Genomic DNA, 25,457 nt, shown 5'->3' on the forward strand with positions numbered 1-25,457 from the left:
GGGCCGGCTCCAGCAGAATGTCCGAGCATTCTGCTGGGACCATGTCGGTTAGTCGAGTTTGCTCGGTGGCGGTTCCGGCAACGGTTTCTGCCCGTCGACGATCGGCACGATGGTTTTGTTCTCGGGTTCCACAGGCACCATCTTGTATTCCTGGCCGTGCAGGTTCTTCAGATAAACCTCCATCTGCCGGAACGAGATGTTGATGTGCTGCTTCTTGAACTCGCGGTTGATGAAGCGGTTGACCTCATCGAGCACCGGGTTGCGGTCGCCCAGATCACGCACATGCATGCGCAGTTCGTGGTCGAGGGTGCTTTCGCCGAAGTTGAGGAAGTACACGTGCGGCTCCGGTTCCTTCAGCACGCGCGGATTCTCCCGGGCCGCCTTGAGCAGCAGCTCCTTGACCAGGTCCAGATCCGAGCCGTAATCGACGCCGAGCTTCAACGTTACCCGAGTGATGGTGTCGGTCAGCGACCAGTTGATCAGTTGCCCGGTGATGAACGTCTTGTTCGGGACAATGATGTCCTTGCGGTCAAAATCCGTGATGGTCGTGGCGCGGATGCGGATCTTGCTCACCGTACCCGAGAGGTTGCCGATGGTGATGGTGTCGCCGATTCGCACCGGGCGTTCGAAGAGGATCATGATGCCGGAGATGAAGTTGGCGAAGATCTCCTGCATACCGAAACCGAGGCCTACCGACAGCGCCGCCACCAGCCATTGCAACTTGTCCCAACTGACGCCGAGGGTCGACAGGGTGGTGACAAAACCAACGCCGGCAATCACGTAGGACAGCAGCGTCGTTGTCGCATAAGCGCTACCCTGCGCCAGATTGAGCTTGGACAGCACGAACACTTCGAGCAGACCGGGCAAGTTGCGCGCCAGCGCGAAGGTGATGCCGATGATGATCAGCGCGCCGAGCATGTCGCCGATGCTGATCGGCACCATGCTCATGTTGGCGCCGGTGCCGCTGGTGTATTCGTAGAGGGTGATGTTGTCCAGATACGAGAACACCGAAATCAGGTCCGACCAGACCCAGTACAGCGCCGCGATGAAGCCGCCGAGCAGGGCCAGACGGATCAGGCGCAAGGACTGTTCGTTGACCTTTTCGATATCCAGCGTCGGTTCTTCGATCACCGCTTCGCCGTCGCCAGCCTCCTTCGCTGCCTGCCGTTTGGCCAGCGCGCGCTGGTAAGCCAGACGCCGCGCGGCAACGCTCAGGCCACGCACGAAGGTCGCCTCGATCACCAGCCAGAACATCAGCAGATACAAGGTATTGATCAAGCGATCACTGAGTTTCAGTGCGGTGTAGTAGTAGCCGAAGCACACCGCGACAAACAGGGCGATCGGCAGCAGGGTGAACATCACCCCGACGGCTTTGCGGAACAGCGAGGCATTCTGGTGGGTCGGGCTGCTGATCAGCAGGCGACTGAGCAGCCATGCCATCAACGCATAGCAAGTCAGCACCACCGGCATGCCTAGCACGTCATCGGCCAGCGCCGCCGGTTGCAACTCGGCGACGGCTACCACGGCGACCAGCGCCATTACTACCAGGCCGAGTCGACGCACCCAGCCCTGAAGGAACTCGACCTGCGGCTTCTCCCAGCGGAAGTGCAATTCCGCCACACCGCCGGGCGCGAGGATCCGGTAAGCGGTGTAGAACACCAGCCAGGCCTGTCCCATCTGCAACAGTGCCGCGCCCATATTGGCGTTCTGCCCGCGCGCGTCGATCTGCAAGGCCAGACCGCACAGCGCCAGACCCAGCGCCACCGGCATCGCCAGCAGAATATTGATCAGAATCGCCTGCGGCGTATGCCATTGACTGTCGCGCTTGAAGTGGCCGATGTCCTGGTGAACCTTGTTGAGTCTCCCGTACAGTGCCTTGCGTCGCCACAGCAGGGCGCCGATCAGCAATGCCAACGGCAGGAACAGCAAGGGGCGCTGGGTCAGGCCGTCAGTCAGTTCGCTCAGGCTCGATGCCCAGGGCAGGGTGTTGACCTGCCGCTCCAGCCGCTCCGGCACGCCGCGCATCCATTCCACGTCCAGCGGCTTGTTGCTGGGGATCCAGAACATCTGTTCGTCGAGGGTCGCGCGCAGGCTCTGCGCAGTGCTGAGCAATTGTTTCTGATTGAGCTGCAGGGTGATCGACTCATTGAGCATCGCGCTCAATTCGCGGTTCAGCCGCTCGAGCAGATCGGCGCGGGTGTTGGCCAGATCGAGCAGGCTTTTGCGCAACTGCGGGGTGACCTGCTCCGGCGGCTGCGTGGCCAGCAGATTGTCGACATAGGTCGCCGGATTGCTCAACAGCTCCCGCTGCTGGCTGACATCGAACTGATACAGGCGAATATCGGCAATCTGGTCGGCGAGGTCGCGGTCGACCTTCAAATGCGGCAACGCCTGTTTCTGCTTATAGAGAATCTTCGACAGCAACAGGCTGCCCTTGAGCACGCTGATCTGCTCGTCCAGTGCTGAATCGCTCTGGGTCAGGGTGTCGAGTTGCTGTTTGGTCTGCAGGTTCTGCTGCGTGACTTCGTTGAGGCGGTCAGTGCTCTTGAGCAAATAGTCGGAAAGCTTGAGGTTGGTCGCGCTCTCGCTTGCCAGCAGGCTGCTGCCGCCGGCCTTCTGCGCTTCGATCGATTGCTGGGTAACGGTTTCCTGCGACTGCGCCAGACGCTTCTGGTTGATCAGGGTTTGCAGTTCCTGAATTTCGCGGTCGAGGCGATCGGATTTTTCCGAGAGCAAGTCATGCTGGGCGTTGCCCAGATCCTGCAATTGAGTGTTGCCGGCCAGTTCCTGACGGCGCAGCGGAATCAACGCATTGAGTGCGGCCAGTTCGGCATTCAATTGGTCGCGCTGTTCGGCGGTGACCGTTTTGCCCGTGTCCTTGCCGGATTTGAGGATGGTGTTGATCTGCTGGATGCGCGTCTGGCTGGCGGAAATCTCAGCCTGCGCGCGCTCGGGGCGAGTCTGTGCGGTGATGATCAGACTGTTGGCTTCGGCCAGGGCTTTTTGCAGATCGCTTTGCTGGGTGGAGCGGTCGGTGAGGATCTGCTCCAGTTGCTGGATCGACTCTTTCGGAAAACGCTGCGCGACCGGCACTGGTGCGGTGGCCTTGAGGCGGCTGAGTTCGCGGGTGTTCTCGATCGTCAGCTTCGGCGCATTGGCCAGCTGACGCTTGAGATCGATCAGCTTCTGCTCGTAATCACGCTGGTTGTTCAGCTGATTGAGGGTGTTCTGCAGGACGGTCTGCAGGGTCTTCTTGTCAGCGTCCGGCAGTTTGCTGTCGGCCAGCTTGTCGAGGCTGGCCTGCACGGCGTCGCTGGACGGTGGTTCGGCAGCATGCAGCGGGCCGACGACAAGACTGAGGCCCAACAGGGCCGCGGCGAAAAAGGAGCGCAGGGTAGGCATAGAGACCGGTCAAGCAAGTGAGAGTGGAGGCAGTTTAGAGGAAGAGCCCGGGACCCGGGCGACTTCCTTCGGGGAATCTGACGCCCACTTTGCCGATCTTGTTCCCGTCCATGACCGCGACCGTCCAGTGGGTGTTGTTCCACTCCACCTGGTCACCGACGATGGGTGCACCACCGACTTTCTGGGCAATGAACGCGCCCAGGGTCATGTCCGGATCGATGCCTTCGGCCGGCAAGCCATACAGCGCTGCAACCGCTTTAAGCTGGGCGTCTCCTTCGAGCACGAAGTCGCCGAAGAAACGCAGATCGAGGCCGCGTTGCGGCGCCTGGCTGAACAGTTTGCCGAGGGCCGGCAAGTTGTGTTCGTGGCCAATAACACACAGCAAATCATCGACTTCCAGCACCGTACTACCCGACGGATGGAGCAATTGCTGGCCACGAAACAGGGCGGCGATGCGTGTGCCTTCGGGCATTTTCAGGTCTCGCAGGGGCGAACCGATGCACCATTTCTCGGCGCCGAGCTTGTAAACGAACAGTTCCCACTCGCTGGTCACGTGCACTTCCAGCGCCGCCCGGGAAATCGGCGCGGGCTCCGGCGGCACCGTCACTTTGAGCAGCTTGGCCACCCACGGCAGGCTCGTGCCCTGCACCAGCAGCGAGACCAGTACGATGAAGAACGCCAGATTGAAATACAGCTGCGCTTGCGGCAATCCGGCCATCAACGGGAACACCGCGAGAATGATCGGCACCGCGCCGCGCAGGCCGACCCAGGAAATAAAGGCTTTTTCGCGACCGTGGAAGGCCTTGAACGGCAGCAGGCCGACCATCACCGACAGCGGCCGCGCGAACAGGATCATCCACAGCGCCAGACCAAGGGCGGGCAGGGCGATCGGCAGCAGATCATGGGGCGTGACCAGCAGGCCCAGCACCAGGAACATGCCGATCTGCGCCAGCCAGGCCATGCCGTCGAGCATGTGCAGAATGCCGTGGCGGCTGCGCACCGGCCGGTTGCCGATGACCAGACCGCACAGGTACACGGCGAGGAAGCCACTCCCGTGCAAAGCGTTGGTCAACGCGAACACCACCAGACCACCGGCGATGATCAGGATCGGATAGAGCCCGGCGGCGAGATTGATGCGGTTGACCAGTTGCAGCATCACCCAGCCGCCGCCCAGACCGATCACACCACCGATGCCGAACTCGCGGATCAGGTGGGTCAGCAGACTCCAGTGCAGGCCTGTTTCGCCGCTGGCGAGCATGTCGATCAGGGTTACTGTGAGGAACACCGCCATCGGGTCGTTGCTGCCGGATTCGATTTCCAGACTGGCGCTCACCCGTTCGTTGAGGCCTTTACCGCCAAGCAACGAGAACACCGCAGCGGCGTCGGTCGAGCCGACAATGGCGCCGATCAGCAGGCCCTGAATCAGATTGAGGTCGAACAGCCACGCCGCGGCCATGCCGGTCAGCCCGGTGGTGATCAACACCCCGACCGTGGCCAGCGACAGCGCCGGCCATAACGCCACGCGGAAACTGGAAACCCGCGTACGTAAACCGCCGTCGAGCAGGATCACCGCCAGAGCAAGGTTGCCGACCAGATAGGCCGTCGGGTAGTTATCGAAAATGATCCCGCCACCATCGACCCCGGCACTCATGCCGACCGCGAGGATGATGACCAGAATCGGAATGCCGAGACGTGAAGAAAGCGAGCTGACAAGAATGCTTGCGCCTACCAGCAACGCGCCGATCAAGAACAGGCTGTTGATGGTCGTCGCATTCAAAGGCAGTACTCCAGAAGCGTAAAGACGGGGGCACAAACTGACCATGCAGTCTGCGTGCCAGCGATTCTAACCTGTTGAAATGTGATGCTGTCAAAAAGCTTTTTCAGGGTGGCATCAGGATTTGCGGCAGGCGGACGATTGCGGCCCTCACCCTAGCCCTCTCCCAGAGGGAGAGGGGACTGACCGCGGTGTTTGTTCGAATAACGCCGACCTGCAATTGCGCGTCGGACTCAGGTTTGAACAGCACAGAGATCTGCTCCCTTTCCCCCTCTCCCTCTGGGAGAGGGCTGGGGTGAGGGGCTTTTGACCTTGATCTCAAAATTTACAGACTGAACCGTCCAACCATGTTGTTCAGATCCAGCGCCAAGCGCGACAGCTCGTTGCTCGCCGCACTGGTCTGACTCGCGCCGGTCGCCGATTGCACCGACAGATCACGGATGTTGACCAGATTGCGGTCGACTTCCCGCGCCACCTGCGCCTGCTCTTCGGCGGCGCTGGCGATGACCAGGTTGCGCTCGTTGATTTCGACGATGGCGCTGTTGATCGTGTCCAGCGACATACCCGCGCCTCGGGCGATGTTCAAGGTCGATTCGGCGCGCTCGGTGCTGTTGCGCATCGAATCCACGGCGTGTTCGGTGCCGCTCTGGATGCTGCCGATCATGCGTTCGATTTCGCTGGTCGACTGTTGAGTGCGATGGGCCAGCGCGCGCACTTCGTCCGCCACAACGGCGAAACCACGACCGGCCTCACCGGCACGGGCCGCTTCGATCGCTGCGTTCAGTGCCAGCAGGTTGGTCTGGTCGGCGAGGCCACGGATGACGTCGAGTACCTTGCCGATATCGCGGGATTCATTGGCCAGATCGCCGATCAGCGAAGCCGTGCTCTGCACATCGGCGCTCATGCGTTCGATGGCGCTGACGGTTTCCTGCACCAGATCACGACCGTCGCCCGCCGAAGTGGTGGCGTTTTTCGAGGCTTCCGAAGTGCTGACCGCGTTGCGCGCGACTTCTTCGACGGCACTGGTCATCTCGTTGACGGCAGTGGCCGCCTGCTCGATTTCGTTGTTCTGCTGGGTCAGGCCGCGAGCACTTTCGTCGGTGACGCTGTTGAGTTCTTCAGCGGCGGAGGCCAACTGCGTGGCCGAACCGGAAATGCGCTGCAGGGTGTCGCGCAGCTTCGATTGCATCTTGGCCATGGCGGCCAGCAGGCGCCCGGCTTCATCTTCGCCATCGACATGGATCGGCTGGGTCAGGTTGCCTTCGGCGATGGTTTCCGCTGCCTCGAGTGCCTTGGAAATCGGTTTGGTAATGCTCACGGTCAGCAGCCAGGCGAACAGCAAGGTCAAGCCGCTGGCGATCACCAACAAGGTGACGACCAGATCGAATGACATCGAGTATTGATCCTTGGCGCCCTGATCGGTCTCGGCAATTTGCTGGGTATTGATCTCCAGCAAGCGCGCGAGGGCGGTGTTTACTGCTTCAGAGTTGCTCAGCAAATCGCTGTTGAGCATCTGCCGCAACTCGTCGACCTGATTGTTGCGCGACAGGGTTTTCATGCGCTCTTCAAGCTGACGGTACTGCGCCAGCAACTGCACGTATTGATCGTACGCCGCGCGTTCTTCAGGGCCGGAGATCAGCGGCTCGTAGGCACGTTGCGCATCGCTGATCTGGCGGTTGCGCATGTCGAACAGTTCGATGGTTTTCTGCTGCACGTCGGGTTCGCGGTTGATCAGCAAACGATAGGACAGCACGCGCAGACGCAGGGTCAGTTGGGTGAATTCGTCGAGGGCCTTGATCGATGGCACGCTGGCGGTGGCGATGTCTTCGCCGGCCGCGCGGATCTTGCTCATCTGGTTCAGCGCAAACACGCCGAGAATCAACATCAGGCCGCCGATCAGGGCGAAACCGGTGAACGCCCGTGGGGCGATATTCATATTGCGAAGGGACATGGGCGGATACCGAAAAGGGCCGCATCCATGCGGGCTGAGACTGCTGTATGGGTGACTTATCGGTCGTACGACTAAAGTCTTGAGGTGGTGTGCGTATTTGTCGCAGACAGCCCTGAGCGACGAAGTGCAGGAACCAGATCGACCAATCACAGTCTTTTGAACTCGCGAGAACGCTTGCCCGCCAGGCAAATCAAGGCCTTGCGCCGGTTTAACCCTGGCATCCGTGGTGACTTTTCTTTATCGTACGCGCCCTTTGAAAAACGCTTGGAAGATCAAAATGTTGGAAGCATCCCTCAGCCAATTGGAACAGCTCGTCAGCGATCTGGTGCAACAGAACCAGACCTTGCTGCAGACCAACCAGACCCTGTCCACGGAACTGGCCCAGGCCAAGGATGAAAACGAAAACCTGCAACTGAACCTGATGGAGCAGGAAGAAAAACACGGCGCCACCGCCGCGCGCATCCAGGCACTGGTCGATCGCGTCAACGCAGGTCCCGTCAGCGCATGAACCACGGCACAGCAGGGGTAAAAGTCATCTCCATTCTTGGCGAGGACTATTCGATCAAGGCGCCGGCCGGGGAAGAACAGACCCTGCTCGACGCGGCGATGATGCTCAAGGCAGCGCTGGAAGACACCAAGCGCAAATACCCGACGCTGATCGGCGATCGCTTGCTGGTCCTGGCGGCGATGAATCTGTGCTCGCAGCAGATCGAAATGAAGAAGCAGCACAAAGAAGAACTCGAGCGTTATCAAGAGCAAGTCAGCGCCACGGTCGAGACCATTGCCAAGACGATCAGTCAGGGTTGAAGCAGAGAGAGTAGGCCCGCGGGGGACTGACCGAGTCGTCTTGCGCCATGCGTCGATCTGAAAGACTTGTCGATGATGGATTCGGTAAGGTCATTTCAAGTCGGCGTAGTTCTCAAATATCCCCCAATCGGCTCCCTCTCCTTCGGGGAGAGGCTGGGGTGAGGGTCACGAACTCACCCCGGTCGTCGATCAGAACCACTCCTCGCGCATCCCCAGGCACGTATCGTCCCGCGCTTCCAGCAGGTCCAGCTCATGCTGGCACCCTGGCACTTCCCACGTCAGGAAATACCGCGCCGCCTGCAACTTGCCCTTATAGAAGTCGACATCCGCCGCATTGCCTTTGGCCAGGCCTTCCTCGGCGCGAATCGCCTGCTCCAGCCAGCGCCAGCCGATCACTGCGTGGCCGAACACTTTCAGGTACAGCGCCGAGTTCGCCAGACTGCTGTTGACCTTGCCCTGGGCCAGATCGGTGAGCAGGCCGATGGTCACGGTTTGCAGGCGGGCAACGAGTTTTTCCAGCGGTTCGCGCAGTGCGCTCAGCGAGTCGTATGCGGTCGCGCGTTGCGCGGTGTTGGCGATCAAGCGAATCAATTGCTTCAACCCGGCGCCACCGTTCTGCGCCAGCTTGCGTCCGAGCAAATCGAGCGACTGGATACCGTGGGTACCTTCGTGGATCGGATTCAGGCGGTTGTCGCGGTAGTACTGCTCCACCGGGTACTCGCGGGTGTAGCCGTGGCCGCCAAGAATCTGGATCGCCAGTTCGTTGGCTTTCAGGCAGAACTCCGATGGCCAGGATTTAACGATCGGCGTGAGCAGGTCCAGCAGCTCATGCGCCTGTTTACGCTCGGTTTCGGTCTCCAGCGTCGTGGTGTCATCGAACAGCCGCGCGGCATACAGGCCAAGATCAAATGCACCTTCGACGTAGGATTTCTGCGTCAGCAGCATGCGTCTGACGTCCGCGTGCTGAATGATCGCCACCGGCGCCGTGGTCGGATCCTTGCTGTCCGGCACCCGACCCTGCGGCCGCTCGCGGGCGTACTCCAGCGAATACAGGTAACCGGCATAACCGAGCATCACCGCGCCCATGCCGACGCCGATCCGCGCTTCGTTCATCATCTGGAACATGTAGCTCAAGCCGTGGTGCGGCTTGCCCACCAGATAGCCGACGCACTCGCCGTTATCGCCGAAGTTCAGTGCCGTCGAAGTGGTGCCGCGCCAGCCCATCTTGTGGAACAACCCGGCGAGCAGGACGTCGTTGCGCTGGCCGAGGCTGCCGTCGTCGTTGACCAGAAACTTCGGCACGATAAACAGCGAAATACCTTTCACCCCCGGCGGTGCATCCGGCAGTTTGGCCAGCACCATGTGCACGATGTTTTCCGACAGCGGGTGATCACCGCCGGAAATGAAGATCTTGTTGCCCTTGAGGCGATAGGTGCCGTCGGATGCCGGCTCGGCGCGGGTACGAATATCCGACAGCGACGAACCGGCATGGGGCTCGGTCAGGGCCATGGTGCCGAAGAAGCGGCCGTCGATCATGGGTTGCAGGAAGCGCTGTTTCTGCTCTTCGCTGCCAAAGCTCTCGATCAGGTTGGCCGCGCCCATGGTCAGGAACGGGTACGAGGTCGACGCGGCGTTGGCTGACTGGAAATGCGCAAAGCAGGCTTGCGACAGCAGGGTCGGCAGTTGCATGCCGCCGGCCTCGAAACTACGTGCGGCGTTGAGAAAACCCGCTTCGAGGAAGGCATCCACGGCCGGTTTCACTTCGGGAATCAGAATGGCCTGGCCATCTTCATAGCGCGGCTCGTTTTCATCGCCCTTGCGGTTGTGCGGGGCGAAATACTTTTCGGCGATGTTGCGCGCAGTGCCGATGGCGGCGTCGAAGGTCTCGCGATTGTGCTCGGCAAAGCGCTCACGCCGGGTCAGGCCCTCGGCATCAAGGACTTCGTACAGCTCGAAAGCCAGATTGCGGGAACTGAGCAGCGTCTCGGACATGGCGGCCTACCTGGAAATTGGGGTTGGGCCGAGTCTAGGTGTGCTGATGAAGGCTGAACAGGAAGATTGATGAGCGTGATGCAGAAGCAAAAGATCGCAGCCTTCGGCAGCTCCTAGATTTGGAATGCGGTTCCATGTAAGAGCTGCCGAAGGCTGCGATCTTTTGATCTTCTGTGGGAGCGAGCCTGCTCGCGAAAGCGGTGGGTCAGGCAACATTCATGTCGTCTGGCACTCCGTCTTCGCGAACAGGCTCACTCCTACAGGGTATTTCATTCCAGGCGACCATTGCGGTCGCCTGGATTTACAGCGGTTTAACCGATGGTCATCAAACTGGCATTACCCCCCGCCGCAGCGGTGTTGACGCTCAATGCCCGCTCGATCACCAGACGCTCCAGGGCAATGTTGGTCTCGCCCTGAGACAGGCCCTGAACCCCAACGATCGCGCCGCCACGCTGGGCGATCTGCTGGCAGACGCCGCGCAACTGGTCGGAATGGCCATGATGCAGCACTGCATCGAACACCACTTCGTCCTTGTTCCAGTCGGCAACGCGCTTGATCCGTGCCTGGACTTCTTTCGGCAGACGGGCGAACAAGGCCTTGGTCAGCTCGGTTTCCGGCCACACTGCCGAACCACCCACCGCCAGCACCGCCGCCAGTTGCGTCAGCAGATCACCTTCGACCTCCGCCAGGCACAGCACGTGCTCGCGCGGCAGGATCGCGTAGCTGTTTTTCTCGCCGGTTGGCCCGGCCAGCACGCGGGTGATGCCGCTCTGTGATTGCGCCGCGTATTGCACGCACAGGCTGCTCAGATCAGCGAACTTGTTGTTGTCGGCCCAGGCTTTCAGAGCGTTCAACGATTGGCTCATGGCATCGCGCAAGCGCACGTCCGGGGCGACGATGGCGTCACCACGAGCGAAGGATTGTTCGATGGCGTCGGTCGGACGCGTCGACAGCAGGCGGTACAGGTACAGCGGGCCGCCGGCTTTCGGGCCAGTACCCGACAGGCCTTCGCCGCCGAATGGCTGCACGCCGACCACGGCACCAACGATGTTGCGGTTGACGTAGACGTTACCGGCGTTGACGTTGTCGATCACCTTGGCGATGGTCTCGTCGATGCGCGTGTGCACGCCCAGCGTCAGGCCGTAACCGGATGCGTTGATCTGGCCTATCAGTTGATCCAGCTCTTTGCGCTTGTAACGAACCACGTGCAGCACTGGCCCGAAAATCTCGCGTTGCAGCTCGTCGAAGCTTTCCAGTTCGATCAGGGTCGGCATGACGAAAGTGCCGCGCTTGATCTCTTCGCTGTCGGCAATCGCCACCTGGTAAACACTGCGACCTTTGTCGCGCATGCCTTGAATGTGCTTGTCGATACCGGCCTTGGCTTCGGCGTCGATCACCGGGCCGATGTCCACGGATAGACGCTCCGGGTTGCCGAGACGGCTTTCGGCCATGGCCCCTTTGAGCATTTCGATGACGCGATCGGCGGAATCTTCCTGCAGGCAGAGCACGCGCAACGCCGAGCAGCGCTGACCGGCACTGTCGAAGGCCGACGACACCACGTCGATCACGACTTGTTCGGTGAGTGCCGAGGAGTCGACGATCATCGCGTTCTGGCCACCGGTTTCGGCGATCAGCGGAATCGGACGGCCCTGGCTGTCGAGACGGCCAGCGATGTTGCGTTGCAGCAAGCGCGCGACTTCGGTGGAACCGGTGAACATCACGCCTTTGACGCGTTCGTCACCGACCAGACCAGCGCCGACGGTTTCACCGCGACCCGGCAGCAGTTGCAGCACGCCTTCCGGGATGCCGGCTTCGAGCATCAGACGCACGGCTTGAGCGGCGACCAGCGGAGTCTGCTCGGCCGGTTTGGCCAGTACCGGATTACCGGCAGCCAATGCCGCAGCGACCTGGCCGCTGAAGATCGCCAGCGGGAAGTTCCACGGGCTGATGCACACCACCGGACCCAGTGGGCGGTGGGCGTCGTTGCTGAAATCGTTGCGCGCCTGCACTGCGTAATAACGCAGGAAATCGACCGCTTCGCGCACTTCGGCGATGGCGTTGGCGAAAGTCTTGCCGGCTTCGCGAGCCAGCAGGCCCATCAGCGGCTGGATTTCACCTTCCATCAAGTCAGCGGCGCGTTCCAGAATTGCTGCACGTTCGGCCGGCGGCGTGGCCTGCCAGATCGGCGCGGCGTTCAGCGCGCATTGAATGGCGTTGTCGACGTCTTCGACGGTAGCTTCTTGAACGTGGCCGACCACATCGCGGTGATCGGACGGGTTCAGCACGGCGACCGGCGTTTCGTTGCTGGACGCGCAACCAAGCATCGGCGCGGCTTTCCAGTCATTGTGCGCAGTGGCGAGCAAGGCGCAGGACAGCGAGGCCAGACGATGTTCGTTGGCCATGTCGATGCCGCTCGAGTTGGCGCGCTCGGCACCGTACAGGTCACGCGGCAGCGGAATGCGCGGGTGCGGCAGGCCGAAACCGCCTTCCACGGTCGCCATCTGCTCGATCTGCGCCACCGGATCGGCCACCAGTTCCTGAATCGAAATCGACTGGTCGGCGATGCGGTTGACGAACGAGGTGTTGGCGCCGTTTTCCAGCAGACGACGCACCAGGTACGCCAGCAGGGTTTCATGGGTGCCGACCGGTGCGTACACGCGGCACGGACGGTTCAGCTTGCCTTCGGAAACCTTGCCTACAACCTGTTCGTAGAGCGGTTCGCCCATGCCGTGCAGGCACTGGAATTCGTACTGCCCCGGGTAATAGTTCTGACCGGCGATGTGATAGATCGCCGACAGGGTGTGGGCGTTGTGCGTGGCGAACTGCGGATAGATGACTTCCGGCACCGACAGCAGTTTGCGTGCGCAAGCGATGTAGGAAACGTCGGTGTACACCTTGCGGGTATAGACCGGATAGCCTTCCAGGCCTTCAACCTGGGCGCGCTTGATTTCGCTGTCCCAGTACGCGCCTTTTACCAGACGGATCATCAGGCGATGACGGCTGCGACGGGCCAGATCGATCACGTAGTCGATCACGTACGGGCAACGCTTCTGATAAGCCTGGATAACGAACCCGATGCCGTTCCAGCCAGTCAGCTGCGGCTCGAAGCACAGACGTTCGAGCAGATCCAGCGACAGCTCGAGGCGGTCGGCTTCTTCGGCGTCGATGTTCAGGCCGATGTCGTACTGCTTGGCCAGCAGGGTCAGCGACAGCAGGCGCGGATACAGCTCGTCCATCACGCGCTCGTATTGCGCACGGCTGTAGCGCGGGTGCAGCGCCGAGAGCTTGATGGAAATACCCGGGCCTTCATAAATCCCACGACCGTGGGACGCTTTGCCGATCGAGTGGATCGCCTGTTCGTACGAGGCCAGGTATTTTTGTGCGTCGACTTCGGTGAGTGCCGCTTCACCGAGCATGTCGTAGGAATAGCGGAAGCCTTTGGCTTCGAACTTGCTCGCATTGGCCAGCGCTTCGGCGATGGTTTCGCCGGTAACGAACTGCTCGCCCATCAGGCGCATGGCCATGTCGACGCCCTTGCGGATCATCGGCTCGCCACTCTTGCCAATGATGCGGCTCAGCGAAGAAGTCAGGCCGGCTTCGTTGTGAGTGGAAACCAGTTTGCCGGTCAGCAGCAGGCCCCAGGTCGCAGCGTTGACGAACAGCGAAGGGCTGTTGCCCAGGTGCGGATGCCAGTTGCCGGTGCTGATCTTGTCGCGGATCAGCGCATCGCGGGTGCCTTTGTCCGGGATGCGCAGCAGCGCTTCGGCCAGGCACATCAGCGCCACGCCTTCCTGGGACGACAGGGAGAATTCCTGCAGCAGGCCCTGGACAATACCGGCACGACCGCCGGCACTCTTCTGGTTACGCAGTTTTTCTGCGATGGTCGCGGCGAGTTTGTTGGTGGCTTCGGCCATCGGTGCCGGCAGGCGCGCCTGCTCGATCAGCATCGGCACCACTTCCGGCTCAGGGCGACGGTAGGCCGCGGTGATCGAGGCACGCAGAACCGATTGCGGCAGGATGCTTTCGGCGAATTCGAGGAAGCATTGGTGAGCGTGATCGGTCTGCACTTCGCCTGCGTCATCGGCATCTTTGGCGGTCAAACCGTTCAACTCGGTCAAGGTTGCACCACCCTCGAGTTTTTCCAGGTAATTGAAAATTGCCTGCTTGATCAGCCAGTGCGGCGTGCGATCGATCGAGGTTGCGGCAGCCTTCAGGCGCTCGCGGGTCGGGTCATCGAGTTTGACCCCAAGGGTGGTGGTAGCCATATTTTTATCCTCATGGTTGCCACAGTTGCGTGGCATCAGCTGGCCGCAAGATTAGCCGTGCGCTGAATGAGGTGCAACCGGGTGCAACCCTTTTTTTGCCGGAATAATACGCAGCTCGTCAGGAAATAATTTCTGGTACGAAAGTGCTGCTCCTGCTTGGTGCTTTTACTTCTAGCAAAGAGGCGTGATTGCCACAAAAGGGAGCAAAAACGGGGTGATTGTCGATTAATCCGACTGGGTGCAACTAATTCGGGCGAAACTGGTTGCACCTTATTTGCTTTGTTGCATAGCATTCGCCGCCAAGGTGCAACCGGGAATAACCCGGTGCATCGGCTGATGGCTTTCCTGGGGAAACATCAGTCTTAAATGCGCGGGATCCCGGATCGTCTGCAAAACGTCGTCGTTTGCGAGCGGTTCACCACCGCCGCTACATAAAAACAAAGCCAGGGCGTAACTCAATGAGCGTAAGCAATCCAACCCTGATCACGTTCGTGATCTACATCGCAGCAATGGTGCTGATCGGCTTCATGGCCTATCGCTCCACCAACAACCTTTCCGACTATATTCTCGGCGGTCGCAGCCTCGGCAGTGTCGTAACCGCGTTGTCGGCCGGTGCTTCCGACATGAGTGGCTGGTTGTTGATGGGCCTGCCGGGCGCCATCTACATGTCCGGTCTGTCCGAAAGCTGGATCGCCATCGGCCTGATCGTCGGTGCCTACCTGAACTGGCTGTTCGTCGCCGGCCGTCTGCGTGTGCAGACCGAGCACAACGGCGATGCCCTGACCCTGCCGGACTACTTTTCCAGCCGTTTCGAAGATAAAAGCGGCTTGCTGCGAATTATCTCGGCAGTAGTGATTCTGGTGTTCTTCACCATCTACTGCGCTTCCGGCATCGTTGCTGGTGCACGTCTGTTCGAAAGCACCTTCGGCATGTCCTACGAGACGGCGCTGTGGGCTGGTGCTGCGGCGACCATTGCTTACACCTTCGTCGGCGGTTTCCTCGCGGTAAGCTGGACCGACACCGTGCAAGCCACCCTGATGATTTTCGCGCTGATCCTCACGCCGATCATCGTTCTGCTGGCAACCGGCGGCGTCGATACCACGTTCCTGGCGATCGAAGCCAACGATCCAAGCAACTTCGACATGCTCAAGGGCACCACCTTCATCGGCGTGATTTCGCTGTTGGGCTGGGGTCTGGGGTACTTCGGTCAGCCGCACATCCTTGCGCGTTTCATGGCAGCGGATTCGGTGAAATCGATTGCCAACGCCCGTCGCATCTCCATGACCTGGATGATCCTGTGCCTGGGCGGCACCGTGGCCGTCGGCTTCTTCGGTATCGCCTACTTTTCGGCGCACCCGGAAGTGGCCGGTCCTGTGACCGAGAACCACGAGCGTGTGTTCATCGAACTGGCAAAAATCCTCTTCAACCCATGGGTTGCCGGTGTGCTGCTGTCGGCCATTCTGGCTGCGGTAATGAGCACCCTGAGCTGCCAGTTGCTGGTGTGCTCGAGCGCCCTGACCGAAGACTTCTACAAGACCTTCCTGCGCAAGTCCGCTTCGCAACTGGAGCTGGTCTGGGTCGGTCGTGCCATGGTGCTGCTGGTGGCGCTGATCGCTATCGCACTGGCTGCGAATCCGGACAACCGCGTACTGGGCCTGGTGTCCTACGCCTGGGCCGGTTTCGGCGCTGCGTTCGGTCCGGTAGTGCTGATCTCGGTCATCTGGAAAGATATGACCCGCAACGGCGCACTGGCCGGTATCCTGGTCGGTGCGATCACCGTGGTGGTCTGGAAGCATTTCGAACTGCTGGGTCTGTACGAAATCATTCCTGGCTTCATCTTCGCCAGCCTGGCCATCTACTTTGTCAGCAAGGCGGGTGAGCCGACTCGCGGCATGGTTGAGCGCTTCGAGGCAGCGGAAAAAGACTTCCATCTGAACAAGTGATGGACTGAGCTTCGGCTCACATGAGAACGGCCCGTCTCCTACCGGAGGCGGGCCTTTTTTATTGCCTGTGGTTTTCCCTGAAGAATGTGCAGATCCAATGTGGGAGCGAGCCTGCTCGCGAAGGCGGTTGCTGGACCGACAAATGCCTCGACCGGTACACCGTCTTCGCGAGCAGGCTCGCTCCCACAGGGTGGGTGGCGGATTTGCTTGAATTGTCTGTAGTCGAACGGCCGAATTAACAAGGTCCTTTCAGCAAACTACGTAGGGCAAATCTGAATTTCCCGTCACCTGCTCATCGCCCCTTGCCCCTCATGCAGAATCGCCCGCCCTCACACTGCAGAGAGACATCGGATGTTCGCGCCTGCCAATCAACCGCGTTTCACGTTGACCCTCGAAGGCGCCCAGCATGACCTCAAGGTCCTTGAGTTCACGGGCAGGGAAGCCATCAGCCAACCCTTTCGCTTCGAACTGGAACTGGTCAGCGAGCGGCCGGACCTGGATCTGGAAAGCCTGCTGCATGGTCAGGCATATCTGAGTTTTGATGCTCAGGGTTGCGGTATTCACGGTCAGATTTATCAGGTCGGACAGGGCGATTCCGGGAAACGTCTGACACGCTATCACCTCAGCCTCGTCCCGCGTCTGACGTATCTCGGCCATCGCATCAATCAGCGGATTTTTCAGCATCAGAGCGTGCCGCAAATTGTCACTCAGGTTCTCAAGGACCATTCGATCCTGCGCGATGCCTTTGAATTTCGCCTGGGCAGCGAATATCCGGAGCGCGAGTACTGCGTGCAATACGCCGAAAGCGACCTGGCCTTTATCCAGCGTCTGTGTGCCGAAGTCGGCATTCATTACCACTTTCAACACAGCCCCGAAGGCCATTTGCTGGTGTTCGGCGACGACCAGACCGTATTCCCCAAGCTGGCCGCGCCAACGTTGTATCTGCCGGGCAGCGGCATGTCGGCGGGCGCCCCGGCGATTCAGCGTTTCAACGTGCGCGTGGAAACCCGCACCAGCGTCGTCACCCGGCGCGACTACAATTTCGAGAAACCACGCCTGTCGCTGGAAAGTCGCAGCGACGGTGAACAGCGTCCGGTGCTGGAGGACTATCACTTCCCCGGCCAATTCAATGATCGTGAAACCGGCAAACACCTGACGCGACGTGCGCTGGAACGGCACGTTGCCGATTACCGTCAGGCCGAGGGCAGCAGCGACGAATCTTCATTGGTCAGCGGACATTTTCTGCAACTCACCGAGCATCCGCGCAACGATTGGAATGATCTGTGGCTGCTCACTGCCGTCGAACATCGCGGCCGCCAGCCGCAGGTGCTGGAGGAGTCGGTGACCAGCGATGGCGAATCCTTTCAGGGTTACCGCAATACCTTCGTCGCCACGCCCTGGGACGTTTTCTTTCGCCCGGCACTGGCGCCGGAGAAGCCGCGCATGTCCGGTTACCAACCTGCCGTGGTCACCGGCCCGAAAGATCTGGAAATCCATTGCGATGAATATGGCCGGGTCAAAGTGCAACTGGCCTGGGATCGCGATGGCGAATTGAACGAGCACTCCAGTTGCTGGCTGCGCGTCGCCACCGGGTGGGCTCACGATCACTACGGCAGCGTGTTGATTCCGCGCGTCGGCATGGAAGTGCTGGTCGGTTTCATCGATGGCGATGCTGACAAGCCGCTGGTCATGGGGTGCCTGCCCAACGCCGCGACCCCGGTGCCGCTGGATCTGCCGGCGGACAAGACCCGCAGCGTTTTCCGCAGCCAGAGCAGCCCCGGCGGTGGCGGTTACAACGAACTGCGCATCGAGGACAAAAAGGGCGCCGAGGAAATCTACCTGCGCGCCCAGCGCAACTGGACCCAGCACGTGCTCAACGACCAACAGCTGCAGGTCGATAATCAGCGCAGTGTGGTGGTCACCGGCACCGCCCGGCATGAACTCAAGGCCGACGAGCAGCGCATCACTCACGGCCAGCGGCAGACCGAAGTCAGGCAGGATGATCATTTGTCCGTGCTCGGCGACCAGCAGGTGCGGGTGAACAGTCAGGCCACCAGCGCCTCGGCGCAGATCCATATCAGCGCAGGCCAGCAAGTGGTCATCGATGGCGGCGCGAGCGCGACGATTCAGGCCGGCGGGCAGTGGATCAATATCGGCCCCGGCGGGATTTTCAGCAGCGTGCCGATTGTCGTGGGCGGCGCGCCGATGGCGGCAATGAGTGCGGCACCAGTGGCGCCGGGATTGCCGGAGAAACTGGCCGCTGCGCCGGCGGCGATTCTCACGGCCGCACAAATCATGAGTCTCAAAGGTGATGCGCCATTCTGCGAAGAGTGTGAGCGGTGCAAGGACGGTGTTTGTGCAGCCTGAAGTATTAACCCCCGAAGATTGGCTGGCGCGTCAGCCGCTGCTGGCGTCGGAACAACTGTTCGCGATTTTCAGCCGCGCCAGCGACGCCGATGCGTTCAAAGCCTGGCAGGGCTCGGCTCACCCGATCTGGGCCGAGACCATTTATGCCGAGTGGGATGCGGTGATGCCCTATGTGGGAATTGTCGCTGCGGACAGTGAGTTTTTACGTTGGGTAGCGGAAACCGCCTCGCGGGACTGGGGGTGGCTGGCGGTGTCTTCGGCGGATCCTGAAGTGCTGGTCGAACATTTCCGCAGCCTGACTCAAGTGCTGATGCCGGACGGTAAGGCGGTGTTTTTCCGCTTTTGGGATGGTCGGTTTTTACTGCCTCTTTTGCAGTCTGACGAGGTCAATTCCGCGCAATTGCTGCCGGTGATCTCGCGAGGGTTGATCAATGGGAAAGCCTTTGAAATCGGCGGTCGGGCGCTGGTTTCGGGGCGGGTCTTTCCGTGGTGGAACGTGCCGAAACCGGTGCTGGCGCAGACTGATGAGAGCGTACGCGTCGCGAACGCTCTGCAATGGCTGAGCGAAGAACACCCAGCCATGTTCGAGGCATTTCCCGAGGCGGTGCTGCGCTGCAAGGTCGGGCAGTTTTTCAAATTATCGATGTCGGAAGATTCGTCACGATCGACGCTTCTGGAGTTTTTGCTGGCAGAGTCAGAGTGAATTTTCGGGGCAAAAGCTTCGGACGTTTCCTTCGAATCGCGGCGGTTTTCATGAACTGGTGCGCGCTGGGTTGCAGGGATAGTCTTTTCGTTGTCACTGCGAGAGTGGTGACAGGGTGAAGGATCCCCGCATTCATGACGTTACAGTTCGTTGGCTTTTTGCGGCACTTGGTTCAAGTCCGTAAGATCGTTCGCGGCGGCTGTGCGTGGGGCACGCTTCGGCGTGGCCGAGGTCCATGATTGCTCGGTTCCTACTCCTGCGCACAGCTGCCACCCTAACCCGTAGGAAGGTGTGATGGCGGCTCACGTTAATCAATCATGGAACGACAAAAATGGCCAATATGCATACTGATCCTCCTTACGAAAAAATCACCCCTCACCCCGATAACCGCTTCATGGCCCTGACCGGCAATTGCAGCGACATGCCCAGCCTGTTCATCGACACCCACGTGCCCCTCGACATCCTCATGGACGCCGCCAACTACCGCATTCGCGCCGTGGCCCAGGTCCTGGAAAACATGTGCATGCGCGGCTCGATCGAATGCGACTCCGTGATCCTCAGCGACTTTGCCTTGCTCTGCGCGATTCCACTGCGCGATGGCTGCGATGTGCTGGACGTCATCGGCAAGCGCCTGCGCAGCTTACCCGCCTGAAAAAGATCAAAAGATCGCAGCTTTCTACAGGGTGAGCGCCTATCCCATGTAGGAGCTGCCGAAGGCTGCGATCTTTTGATGTTGATTGAAATCAGGGAGTCAGTCAGAGATGTAGGCATCTTGAGTTTGGATAAAGCGGTTGAACGCTTCGGAGTTGTAGATTTTCAGGCACGCAAGGAACACTACTTTCTCATTTGAGTGTTTGCTGCGTGAGGGTGTCTGCTCGTAAGCCGCCAACACGTAGCTCAGTGTTTCTTTATAGGGATCGTGCAGCACTTGCAGCGTGTCTTCATTTTGCAGGATGGAATGCAGGCCGTTGCCCATGAATGAGTAGGCATCGGCGGATAGTGCAATGTCTTTTCTCAGGGCTGATCGCTCATTGAATGGCGCCAGGATGCAGTGGCTCAGCCCGTAGTTCTTTAGTGTCTGGCGTGCCTGTTCAATGTGGGTTTCGTCGGCAAGGGCTAAGTATGGGCCAAGAAGGCTGAGTAAACAGATGATCAGATATCGCATGAGTTTTTGACTTCCTGTCGTTCATGGTTAGCCAGTTTAACGCCATAAAAGCAAAGCCCCTCACCCTCTCCCAGAGGCGGAGGGCACTGACCGAGTTGTCTGGGTGAAATACGCCGACCTGCGACTTCAGTGGTGAACTTCGCTTGGCCAAGGCTGGATGGTGGTGTTCTTTCTGGGGACTGACCGAGGTGTCTGGGTGTTGTACGCCGACCTGCGACTTCAGCGGTGACCTTCGTTTGGCCAAGCCTGAGATCACGTCGATCATTCAAGTCGATGTAACTCGCAAGATCACCACCGTCAGTCCCCTCTCCCTCCGGGAGAGGGCTAGGGTGAGGGCAGGCGTTTGTCCGCTCGGCCGCCAACCCCTGACTTGCCGCCCGGTAAAAGGTAAACTTTGCGCCCTTCGCAGGAGCAGCCATGAATTATCGTCACGCCTTCCATGCCGGCAATCACGCCGATGTGTTCAAACACCTGACCTTGACCCGCCTCATCGCCCTGATGTCGCGCAAGGAGCAGCCGTTTGCCTATCTCGACACGCACGCCGGCATTGGTCTGTATGACTTGCAGGGCGATCAGGCCAATCGCACCGGCGAGTATCTGGAAGGCATCGCGCGGTTGTGGGATCAGCCGGACCTGCCGGCACTGACCGCCGACTACATGAAGGTGCTGCACGAGATGAACCCGGATGGGCAGTTGCGCTACTACCCGGGTTCTCCCGAGCTGGCTCGGCGTCTGACCCGGCCGCAGGATCGGGTGATGCTCAACGAGAAACACCCTGAAGACGGTGTGTTGCTCAAGGACAACATGGCCGGTGATCGTCGGGTGAAAGTGCATCTGGGTGAGGGCTGGCACGTGGCGCGGGCGATGTTGCCGGTGCAGGAGAAGCGCGCGGTGATGCTGATCGATCCGCCTTTCGAGCAGCTCGACGAGATGCAGCGCTGTGCGGCGTCGATGAAAGAAGCCATCGGCCGTATGCGTCAGACCGTGGCAGCGATCTGGTATCCGGTGAAGGATCAGCGTGCACTGCGGCGTTTCTATCAGGACCTGGCAGGCACGGGTGCGCCGAAGCTGCTGCGTGTGGAGTTGCTCGTGCATCCGCTGGACACGCCGAACAGCCTGAACGGTTCCGGGCTGGCGATCGCCAATCCGCCGTGGGGGCTGGAGGAAGAGTTGCGTGAGTTGCTGCCGTGGCTGTCGAAGAAGCTTGGGCAGACCCAAGGTGGCTGGCAGATGGATTGGCTGATTGCCGAGAGCTGATCAACAGCAAGATCAAAAGATCGCAGCCTTCGGCAGCTCCTACAGTTGAAATGCGTTTCCCTGTAGGAGCTGCCGAAGGCTGCGATCTTTTGCTGTCAGGATTTAGTTACCCGCGAGGCTCGCCGGCATGCACACGCCGGTGCCGCCAATGCCGCAGTAACCTTCAGGATTCTTCGCCAGATACTGCTGGTGATAGGCCTCGGCAAAGTACACGGTCGGGGCCTGGTCGATCTCGGTGCTGATTTCACCCAGACCAGCCTTCGCCAGTTCAGCCTGATACACGGCTTTACTCTTCAGCGCGGCATCCAGTTGCTCCGGGGTGGTGGCGTAGATCACCGAGCGGTACTGGGTGCCGATGTCGTTGCCCTGACGCATGCCCTGAGTCGGGTTGTGCAGTTCCCAGAACATCGCCAGCAGTTCTTCGTAACTGACTTGGGCCTTGTCATACACCACCAAGACCACTTCGGCGTGGCCGGTCAGGCCCGAGCAGACTTCTTCATACGTCGGGTTCGGCGTGAAGCCACCGGCGTAACCGACCACGGTGCTGACCACGCCTTCGCGCTGCCAGAAGCGTCGTTCCGCGCCCCAGAAGCAACCGAGGCCGAAAATCGCGAAGTCGACGTCCTGAAAGAATGGACCGAGCAGCGCGGTGTCTTCGAAGACGAAGTGTTTTTCCGGCAGGGTCATCGGGGTTTCGCGGCCGGGCAGGGCTTGTTCTTTGGTTGGAAGCACGTTTTTGTTCACCAGAATTTCCGAGCGCAGAACCATGATCGTTCCTCTCAGTCAGGTTGGAGGTAAAAGTCAGACCGCCAGTGTGCCGAATGATGCCCGATTTCGCACTATCCAATGTAGGAGCTGCCGAAGGCTGCGATCTTTTGATCTGTCCTTCAAAAACAAGATCAAAAGATCGCAGCCTTCGGCAGCTCCTACAGGGATCTACGGTGTTTCAGAGACAGAGCGGTCCGCGCGGGTAACGCTTGAGGGCTTTGATCAACTCGTCACCGGGAATCGGCCGGTCGAACAGATAACCTTGGCCGACGTCGCAACGATGCCGGCGCAGGAACGCCAGTTGCTCCGCAGTTTCGATGCCTTCGGCAACGACCTTGAGTTTCAGGTTGTGGGCCATGGCGATCACCGCGGAGGTGATTTCCATGTCGTCCTGATTGTCCGGGATCTCATGGATAAAGCTGCGATCGATCTTGATGATATCGATCGGAAATTTCTTCAGATAGCTCAGCGACGAGTACCCGGTGCCAAAGTCATCCATGGCGAGGGTCAGACCCAGACGCTTGAGCTGATCAAGCTGCAAGTGCGTGTCTTCGGTGGCTTCCAGCAGCAGGCCTTCGGTCAGCTCGAGTTCGAGCAGATTGGCCGGCAGTGCTTCTTCCTTGAGGATGTTGGCGATGGAGGCGACCAGATCCGGATCGGAAAACTGTTTCGGCGACAGGTTGATCGCCACTTGCAGATTGCCCAGGCCAGCGGCGGTCAGCGATTTGCTCATGCGGCAAGCCTGGCGGGCGATCCACTTGCCGATCGGAATGATCAGGCCGGTCTCCTCGGCGACGCTGATGAACTGGTCCGGGCGGATCATGCCGCGCTCCGGATGATTCCAGCGCAGCAGTGCTTCCATGCCCAGCAAACGACCGCTGCGCAGGCAAAGTTTCGGCTGGTAGAAAACGTCGAGCTCGTTTTGCGTCAGGGCGCGACGCAGATTGTTCTCAACGAACAGTTTGTAACTGGCCTCGGCATTCAACGCTTCGGTAAATACCTGCACCTGATGCTTGCCGTTGGCCTTGGCTTTGTGCAACGCCAGACCAGCGTTGCGCATCAGGGTTTGCGGGTCGCGCCCGTGCAACGGCGCGCAGGCCAGGCCGACCGAGCCAGTGACGCTGATCAACTGGTTGTCGACGAACATTGGCTTGTCGAGGGTCATCAGCAACTGGCTGGCGATCTGCTGACCGGTCTCAAGATCGGTGTCGTCCAGCAGCACGGCAAACTCGTTACTGGCGAAGCGTGCAAGACTGCCGCTCGGGCTCAGGCTGTTGCGTAAACGCCGGGCGAGGCTGATCAACAGTTTGTCGCCGGTCTGGTGACCAAGGCTGTCGTTGATCCGCTTGAAGTTGTCGATGTCGACCAGCAACAGGCTGATCGGCGCATCGCTGTCGCGGGCAAAACGCTCGTCGAGGTTACGGATGAATGCCGGGCGGTTGCCAAGATTGGTCAGGTTGTCGGTATAGGCCAGGCGCTCGATACGTTGCTGCGCCAGTTTGGTCTGGGTGATGTCTTCGTAGATGCCGATGTAATGCGTCAGCTCACGGTTGTCGCCATAGACCTTGGAAATCGACAGCTGCCCCCAGTAGGGTTCGAGATTCTTGCGCCGGCTTTTGAATTCGCCCTGCCAACTGTTGCTCTGGGCCAGCGCCGAGGGCGCGTCGAACAGCAGCTCGCTGAGATTTTCCAGCGCCGGCAATTCCGACAGGCGCTGGCCGTGGACTTCCTCGGTGGTGTACTGGGTGATCGCGGTGAAGCTGGGGTTGACGTACTCGACAACGCCGTCGCAGTTGACCAGCAAAAAGGCGTTGGCACTTTGCTCGACCGCGCGCTGGAACAGGTGCAGGGCGCTGGTGGCGGTGCGGCGGTTGTGGTTGTTGATGACTTGCGCGAACTGGTCGGCCAGCTCGCCGGCAAAGGCGATTTCATCGGACTGCCAGGCGCGGGTGGCGCCAGTCTGTTCCAGACACAGCACACCGACCACCTGGCCGTCGACACGAATACTCGCGTCGAGCATTGCATTGACGTCACGCGGGCGCATCGCCTCGGCCATTTCGCGCGTGCGCGGGTCATGCATGGCGTTGTTCGCATCGATGGCGCGGCTGCTGTGCAGCGCTTCCATGTAATCGGGGAAGCCGCTGATATCGATCGGATCCGGCAGGATGTATTCCTGGGGCGCGCGATGGTAAGCGGAGATCGGCAGCAACTGCTGACCTTCAAGGTTCCACAGGCTGGCGCAGTCGATTTCATAGATGTCGCAGGCGCAACGGGTGATGAGTTCTGCGGCTTCCTGCAATGAGTTGTGCGTGCTGTAACGCTGGCGGGCGAGCAGCAGAATCAGATCCTGCTGCGCGCGTACGCGTTCCAGATGCTGCAGCTGTTCCTGCTGGGCGCGCTGGTTCAGCTCAAGGGCTATTTGCAGACGTGAATTCTGGGTTTCCAGATCGACCGAAGACAGCGCCTGGGCCTCATCGAACATACTGTCGACCGCCAGCAGATAGCCGCGCAGCAAGTGCCGGTTGTGCTGTTTATAGGCTTCGCCCAATTCGAGGATGTTCAACGCGCCCGCGGCGGTGTGCAGGGTGTAGCGCACCGCGTAATGCGCACCTTTGCTCAGTTGCTGCTGGATCGCGTCGTGCAGTTGATAGCGCGCTTGCGGTTCCATCAGGCTGGCGTAGGGCGAACCGACCAGCGCGCAAAGCTCGACAGCCGGCTGACCGAACTGGCGTTCGCAATTGGGATCGAGGAACAGCATCGCCCAACTCGCTTCATTCAAGCGCTCGAAACGCAGCATGCCGAGCCGCGAAGGCACCGGCAACTGCGTCACTACCTCGGCCGCCATACGGCTGGCGGCATCGGGTTGGCTCTTCATGAAGGGAACTCGCTTGGAAATATGCTGAATGCGCCGGGCTCTCGCCCTCTTGATTGTTGGCTGCGGCAAGGTTGCATCATTGCGGCCCCGACTGACAAGAGAGATGAAGGCCAAGTGCTATAAGAATATGTCGGCTGCAGTGAACATTTCTCCAGTGCACGAATGAAATGAACAAAAGATCGCAACCT

The 25,457-nt window shown here is 60.0% G+C and carries 15 protein-coding genes and 1 pseudogene; 7 read left to right on the forward strand and 9 right to left on the reverse strand.

What is annotated here, in order from left to right:
* Positions 1 to 48: 48 nt before the first annotated feature.
* From mscK to AC0Z4S_RS05185, 4 genes and pseudogenes are all read right to left on the reverse strand, one after another.
* The gene (gene mscK / locus AC0Z4S_RS05170) at positions 49 to 3,402 is read right to left on the reverse strand and encodes a mechanosensitive channel MscK (protein ID WP_485622292.1); all 3,354 of its coding nucleotides are present in this window, start codon (positions 3,400 to 3,402) and stop codon (positions 49 to 51) included.
* A 34-nt stretch (positions 3,403 to 3,436) separates the two neighbouring features.
* Entirely contained in the window at positions 3,437 to 5,179 is a 1,743-nt protein-coding gene (locus AC0Z4S_RS05175) for a potassium/proton antiporter (protein WP_253498331.1), read from the reverse strand.
* 322 nt (positions 5,180 to 5,501) lie between these two features.
* Positions 5,502 to 6,374 (reverse strand): methyl-accepting chemotaxis protein, encoded by an 873-nt coding sequence (locus AC0Z4S_RS05180; protein WP_371919857.1) that lies wholly within the window; start codon positions 6,372 to 6,374, stop codon positions 5,502 to 5,504.
* Positions 6,375 to 6,404: 30 nt separating this feature from the next.
* A pseudogene (locus tag AC0Z4S_RS05185) lies at positions 6,405 to 7,127 on the reverse strand (MCP four helix bundle domain-containing protein); the annotation flags it as partial.
* A 277-nt stretch (positions 7,128 to 7,404) separates the two neighbouring features.
* Here AC0Z4S_RS05185 and AC0Z4S_RS05190 point away from each other — a divergent pair.
* The gene (locus tag AC0Z4S_RS05190; RefSeq protein WP_016772015.1) at positions 7,405 to 7,635 is read left to right on the forward strand and encodes a hypothetical protein; all 231 of its coding nucleotides are present in this window, start codon (positions 7,405 to 7,407) and stop codon (positions 7,633 to 7,635) included.
* Positions 7,632 to 7,934 carry a cell division protein ZapA gene (locus tag AC0Z4S_RS05195; RefSeq protein ID WP_039756738.1) on the forward strand — a complete coding sequence of 101 codons (303 nt, stop codon included), beginning with the start codon at positions 7,632 to 7,634 and terminating at the stop codon, positions 7,932 to 7,934. The genes AC0Z4S_RS05190 and AC0Z4S_RS05195 overlap by 4 nt, the downstream gene beginning before the upstream one ends.
* A 189-nt stretch (positions 7,935 to 8,123) precedes the next feature.
* Here AC0Z4S_RS05195 and AC0Z4S_RS05200 read toward each other — a convergent pair whose 3' ends face one another.
* A complete protein-coding gene (locus AC0Z4S_RS05200) occupies positions 8,124 to 9,926 on the reverse strand; it encodes an acyl-CoA dehydrogenase (protein ID WP_485622293.1) in 1,803 nt (600 codons plus the stop codon).
* Between the two features lie 311 nt (positions 9,927 to 10,237).
* The gene (putA, locus tag AC0Z4S_RS05205) at positions 10,238 to 14,191 is read right to left on the reverse strand and encodes a trifunctional transcriptional regulator/proline dehydrogenase/L-glutamate gamma-semialdehyde dehydrogenase (protein ID WP_485622294.1); all 3,954 of its coding nucleotides are present in this window, start codon (positions 14,189 to 14,191) and stop codon (positions 10,238 to 10,240) included.
* Positions 14,192 to 14,649: 458 nt separating this feature from the next.
* Between putA and putP the strand changes: the two genes are divergently transcribed.
* The 4 genes from putP to AC0Z4S_RS05225 all read left to right on the forward strand — a co-directional run bounded on the left by putP (position 14,650) and on the right by AC0Z4S_RS05225 (position 19,856).
* On the forward strand, positions 14,650 to 16,134 hold the full coding sequence (gene putP, locus AC0Z4S_RS05210) for a sodium/proline symporter PutP (RefSeq protein ID WP_485622295.1): 1,485 nt from the start codon (positions 14,650 to 14,652) through the stop codon (positions 16,132 to 16,134).
* A 351-nt stretch (positions 16,135 to 16,485) separates the two neighbouring features.
* Positions 16,486 to 18,501 (forward strand): type VI secretion system Vgr family protein, encoded by a 2,016-nt coding sequence (locus AC0Z4S_RS05215; protein ID WP_485622296.1) that lies wholly within the window; start codon positions 16,486 to 16,488, stop codon positions 18,499 to 18,501.
* Complete coding sequence (locus tag AC0Z4S_RS05220) at positions 18,491 to 19,204, forward strand: DUF4123 domain-containing protein (protein WP_485622297.1); 714 nt, start codon at positions 18,491 to 18,493, stop codon at positions 19,202 to 19,204. The genes AC0Z4S_RS05215 and AC0Z4S_RS05220 overlap by 11 nt, the downstream gene beginning before the upstream one ends.
* Positions 19,205 to 19,535: 331 nt before the next feature.
* On the forward strand, positions 19,536 to 19,856 hold the full coding sequence (locus tag AC0Z4S_RS05225) for a hypothetical protein (protein ID WP_039756751.1): 321 nt from the start codon (positions 19,536 to 19,538) through the stop codon (positions 19,854 to 19,856).
* Positions 19,857 to 19,955: 99 nt separating this feature from the next.
* Here AC0Z4S_RS05225 and AC0Z4S_RS05230 read toward each other — a convergent pair whose 3' ends face one another.
* Entirely contained in the window at positions 19,956 to 20,369 is a 414-nt protein-coding gene (locus tag AC0Z4S_RS05230; protein ID WP_471878523.1) for a hypothetical protein, read from the reverse strand.
* Between the two features lie 417 nt (positions 20,370 to 20,786).
* Here AC0Z4S_RS05230 and AC0Z4S_RS05235 point away from each other — a divergent pair, with 417 nt between their 5' ends.
* Positions 20,787 to 21,626 (forward strand): 23S rRNA (adenine(2030)-N(6))-methyltransferase RlmJ, encoded by an 840-nt coding sequence (locus AC0Z4S_RS05235; RefSeq protein WP_016772007.1) that lies wholly within the window; start codon positions 20,787 to 20,789, stop codon positions 21,624 to 21,626.
* Between the two features lie 102 nt (positions 21,627 to 21,728).
* Here the strand turns inward: AC0Z4S_RS05235 and msrA are convergent, their stop codons facing one another.
* Both msrA and AC0Z4S_RS05245 read right to left on the reverse strand, forming a co-directional pair.
* Entirely contained in the window at positions 21,729 to 22,394 is a 666-nt protein-coding gene (gene msrA / locus AC0Z4S_RS05240) for a peptide-methionine (S)-S-oxide reductase MsrA (protein WP_485622299.1), read from the reverse strand.
* A gap of 178 nt (positions 22,395 to 22,572) precedes the next feature.
* Positions 22,573 to 25,269, reverse strand: a complete 2,697-nt coding sequence (locus AC0Z4S_RS05245; RefSeq protein ID WP_485622301.1) for a putative bifunctional diguanylate cyclase/phosphodiesterase — start codon at positions 25,267 to 25,269, stop codon at positions 22,573 to 22,575.
* Positions 25,270 to 25,457 lie beyond the last annotated feature (188 nt).

The sequence above is a fragment of the Pseudomonas sp. 1L-B-1-E-C1 genome (genome assembly GCF_057291835.1).

What these genes read in the sequence shown, in the direction of transcription:
- AC0Z4S_RS05215 (WP_485622296.1), top strand. Translation starts at nt 16,486, where the DNA reads ATGTTCGCGCCTGCCAATCAACCGCGTTTCACGTTGACCCTCGAAGGC.
- AC0Z4S_RS05195 (WP_039756738.1), top strand. Translation starts at nt 7,632, where the DNA reads ATGAACCACGGCACAGCAGGGGTAAAAGTCATCTCCATTCTTGGCGAG.
- mscK (WP_485622292.1), bottom strand. Translation starts at nt 3,402, where the DNA reads ATGCCTACCCTGCGCTCCTTTTTCGCCGCGGCCCTGTTGGGCCTCAGT.
- AC0Z4S_RS05225 (WP_039756751.1), top strand. Translation starts at nt 19,536, where the DNA reads ATGGCCAATATGCATACTGATCCTCCTTACGAAAAAATCACCCCTCAC.
- AC0Z4S_RS05230 (WP_471878523.1), bottom strand. Translation starts at nt 20,369, where the DNA reads ATGCGATATCTGATCATCTGTTTACTCAGCCTTCTTGGCCCATACTTA.
- msrA (WP_485622299.1), bottom strand. Translation starts at nt 22,394, where the DNA reads ATGGTTCTGCGCTCGGAAATTCTGGTGAACAAAAACGTGCTTCCAACC.
- AC0Z4S_RS05235 (WP_016772007.1), top strand. Translation starts at nt 20,787, where the DNA reads ATGAATTATCGTCACGCCTTCCATGCCGGCAATCACGCCGATGTGTTC.
- putP (WP_485622295.1), top strand. Translation starts at nt 14,650, where the DNA reads ATGAGCGTAAGCAATCCAACCCTGATCACGTTCGTGATCTACATCGCA.
- AC0Z4S_RS05200 (WP_485622293.1), bottom strand. Translation starts at nt 9,926, where the DNA reads ATGTCCGAGACGCTGCTCAGTTCCCGCAATCTGGCTTTCGAGCTGTAC.
- AC0Z4S_RS05245 (WP_485622301.1), bottom strand. Translation starts at nt 25,269, where the DNA reads ATGAAGAGCCAACCCGATGCCGCCAGCCGTATGGCGGCCGAGGTAGTG.
- AC0Z4S_RS05180 (WP_371919857.1), bottom strand. Translation starts at nt 6,374, where the DNA reads ATGGCCAAGATGCAATCGAAGCTGCGCGACACCCTGCAGCGCATTTCC.
- AC0Z4S_RS05190 (WP_016772015.1), top strand. Translation starts at nt 7,405, where the DNA reads ATGTTGGAAGCATCCCTCAGCCAATTGGAACAGCTCGTCAGCGATCTG.
- putA (WP_485622294.1), bottom strand. Translation starts at nt 14,191, where the DNA reads ATGGCTACCACCACCCTTGGGGTCAAACTCGATGACCCGACCCGCGAG.